Here is a 2909-nt window from a genome sequence, read left to right on the forward strand (position 1 = left end):
CAGGATCCGCAGGTCATCCTCTCCGGCCGCTCGATCAACGACAAGATGGGCAGCTGGGTCGCCGACCAGCTCCACACCCGCCGCCGCAAGACCGGCAAGGCGCTCGTCATGGGGCTCACCTTCAAGGAGAATGTCCCCGACCTCCGCAACAGCCGGGTGATCGACCTCATCGAGCGGCTGCGCTGGCTTGGGCACGAGGTGACGGTCCACGATCCGCTCGCGGACCCGGCCGAAGCGCGGCACGAATACGGCATCGAGCTCGAGAGCGACGGCCTCGACGGCAGCTACGACCTCGTCGTGGTGGCGGTGCCGCACGGCGCGTACGAGCAGCTCGGCGACGATCGGCTTTCAGGCCTGGTCGCGGAGGGCGGTCTGCTTGCCGACCTCAAGAACGTCTATGGCGGCCGCAAGCTCGATCCGGCCATCGACCGCTGGACGCTCTAGACGCCGTGATATTGGCGGTACCAGTCCACGAACTTCGGAATGCCTACGTCGATCTTGGTTGACGGCGCAAAGCCGAGGTCGCGCTGGATGGCGCTGATGTCGGCATAGGTGTCGCGAACGTCGCCCGGCTGCATCGGCATCAGCTGCCGCTCGGCCTTCCTGCCGCACGCCTGCTCGATGATCTCGATCATGCGAGTCAGCTCTTCGCTGTTGTTGTTGCCGATATTGTAGAGCCGGTGCGGAGCCTTGCTCCCGCCCGCTTTCTCCTCGCCGTCGTCGGGAGGGGGATTGTCGAGCGCTGCGACGATGCCGGTGACGATATCGTCCACATAGGTGAAGTCGCGGCGCATGTTGCCTTCGCCGAACACCTGGATGGGCTGGCCCGCGAAGATCGCCTTGGTGAACAGCCACATCGCCATGTCCGGCCGGCCCCAGGGGCCGTAGACCGTGAAGAAGCGGAGGCCGGTCTGCGGCAGACGGTAGAGATGGGCGTAGGTCTCGCTCATCAGCTCGTCCGCCTTCTTGGTGGCTGCGTAGAGCGAGAGCGGGTGATCGACCCGGTCCTCGACCCGGAAGGGCAAGGTCTCGTTGCCGCCATAGACCGAGGAGGAGGAAGCGTAGACGAAATGGGGCGCTTTGCGGTGCCGCGCCACCTCCATCAGATTGAGGTGCCCCACCAGGTTCGACTGCACATAAGCGGAAGGGTTCTCGATCGAATAGCGGACGCCTGCCTGCGCGCCGAGATGGACGATGCCGGCGAACTCCTCGCCCTCCAGCGCTTCGCCAAGTGCGCGGCTGTCCGCGAAATCGACCTCGATGAAGCGGAACGCACCGCCATGGTCGGCACCGAGCTTCGCGAGCCGGTCGCGCTTCAGCTTCACCGAGTAATAATCGTTAACGTTGTCGATGCCGAGCACCCGCTCGCCCCGCTCCATCAGCCGGCGTGCGACATGGAAGCCGATGAAGCCGGCCGCGCCGGTGATGAGGGTGTTCATTATTTTGCCCGTGACTGGTGAATGGCGAGCGCTTAAACGAGCCGCCTTGGGGGGACAATAGCGGGAGCCCGCCCGCTCGGGCTCCGGCGCATACGGCCGCGAAAGTGGACTTCGCGGCGAATTTCCTCTTAACGAAGCGCGACTTTGAGGGGCGGAGCCGTTCGGCCGGAACAACGTGGCGATCGAATCGAGTAAATTGGTCAGCGCTCGCCCGAGCCTGTGGAACCGCGTCCGCCTGCAGCTGGGCGTCGGCGTGTTCCTGGCGGTGCTGGCGCCGTGGGCGGTCCGCCTCCAGATCGCCCGGAACGATGCGGAGCTGGTCGGCCTCCAGGCTTCGGTGATCGGCACGTTCGTCGGGCTGGTGCTGGGCTATTACAGCTTCCGGCGCCTCTCCCGCTATCCCGGCGTCCGCGCATCCTACCACATCCTGCCGAGCTTTTCGGCCTCCTACGGCCTCGTTCTGGCAGTCTTCTTCTTCGCCCGTCTCGACTACAGCCGTTTGCAGTTCCTGGTCAGCTTCCTCATCTGCATCGTCTGGTATTACGTCATCTATTCGAAGCTGCAGCGGCAGAAGCGGCTGCGGATCGGGGTCGTCCCTTATGGCGACGTGGCGATGCTGACCGAGATCAAGGAGGTCAGCTGGATCAGGCTCACCGAACAGGGTCCGATGCCGGATGTCGATGCGATCGTCGCCGATCTCCGCGCCGACATACCCGATCAGTGGGAGCGCTTCCTAGCCGACCGTGCCCTCGAAGGCACTTTGATCATGCACGTGAAGCAGATGCAGGAATCGCTCACCGGCCGCGTCGCGATCGAGCATCTGTCGGAGAACAATTTCGGCTCGCTCATCCCCGGCATCGTCTATGCGAAGGCGAAGCGCGCCGGCGACTTCGCGGCAGCCGTGCTGCTGCTGCCGCTGCTGCTTCCGTTCCTGCTGCTCGTGGCGATCGCGATCCGCATCGATTCGCCCGGGCCCGTGCTCTTCCGCCAGCAGCGGATGGGCTATCGCGGGCATCCGTTCCGGATGTTCAAGTTCCGGTCGATGACGCACCAGCCGATGGCGGCGGAGGACGCGCGGTCGGCTGCGATGACCCAGGACGACGATCATCGGGTGACTCGGATCGGCCGGTATCTGCGCCGCTACCGGATCGACGAGCTCCCCCAGATCGTCAACATCATCAAGGGCGAGATGAGCTGGATCGGGCCGCGGCCTGAAGCCGTGCCGCTGTCGCTGTGGTACGAATCGGAGCTCCCCTTCTACCGCTACCGCCACATCGTTCGGCCGGGGATCACCGGCTGGGCGCAGGTGAAGCAGGGACATGTCGCCGACGTCGACGACGTGCTGTGGAAGCTCCACTACGATTTCTACTACATCAAGAACTTCTCGTTCTGGCTCGACGTGCTGATCGTCGCCCGCACCTTCCGGACCATCGTCAGCGGCTACGGCGCGCGCTGATCCGCCACTGGAAC

General features: G+C 64.7%; 3 protein-coding genes. 2 read left to right on the forward strand and 1 reads right to left on the reverse strand.

Annotated features, from left to right (window positions below):
- A partial coding sequence (locus VF662_RS07525; RefSeq protein WP_464139481.1) for a UDP binding domain-containing protein occupies positions 1 to 444 on the forward strand: 444 nt, incomplete at its 5' end.
- Here the strand turns inward: VF662_RS07525 and VF662_RS07530 are convergent.
- Positions 441 to 1439, reverse strand: coding sequence for a GDP-mannose 4,6-dehydratase (locus tag VF662_RS07530; protein ID WP_464139483.1), 999 nt, complete (start codon positions 1437 to 1439; stop codon positions 441 to 443). The genes VF662_RS07525 and VF662_RS07530 overlap by 4 nt on opposite strands.
- Before the next feature lie 175 nt (positions 1440 to 1614).
- Here VF662_RS07530 and VF662_RS07535 point away from each other — a divergent pair, with 175 nt between their 5' ends.
- The gene (locus VF662_RS07535; RefSeq protein WP_464139485.1) at positions 1615 to 2895 is read left to right on the forward strand and encodes a sugar transferase; all 1281 of its coding nucleotides are present in this window, start codon (positions 1615 to 1617) and stop codon (positions 2893 to 2895) included.
- The last annotated feature ends 14 nt before the right edge of the window (positions 2896 to 2909 follow it).

The sequence above is a fragment of the Allosphingosinicella sp. genome (assembly GCF_036387215.1).
Classification (GTDB): Bacteria; Pseudomonadota; Alphaproteobacteria; order Sphingomonadales; family Sphingomonadaceae; genus Allosphingosinicella.

Coding starts and splice junctions, on each gene's coding strand:
- VF662_RS07530 (WP_464139483.1), bottom strand. CDS start 1,439: ATGAACACCCTCATCACCGGCGCGGCCGGCTTCATCGGCTTCCATGTC.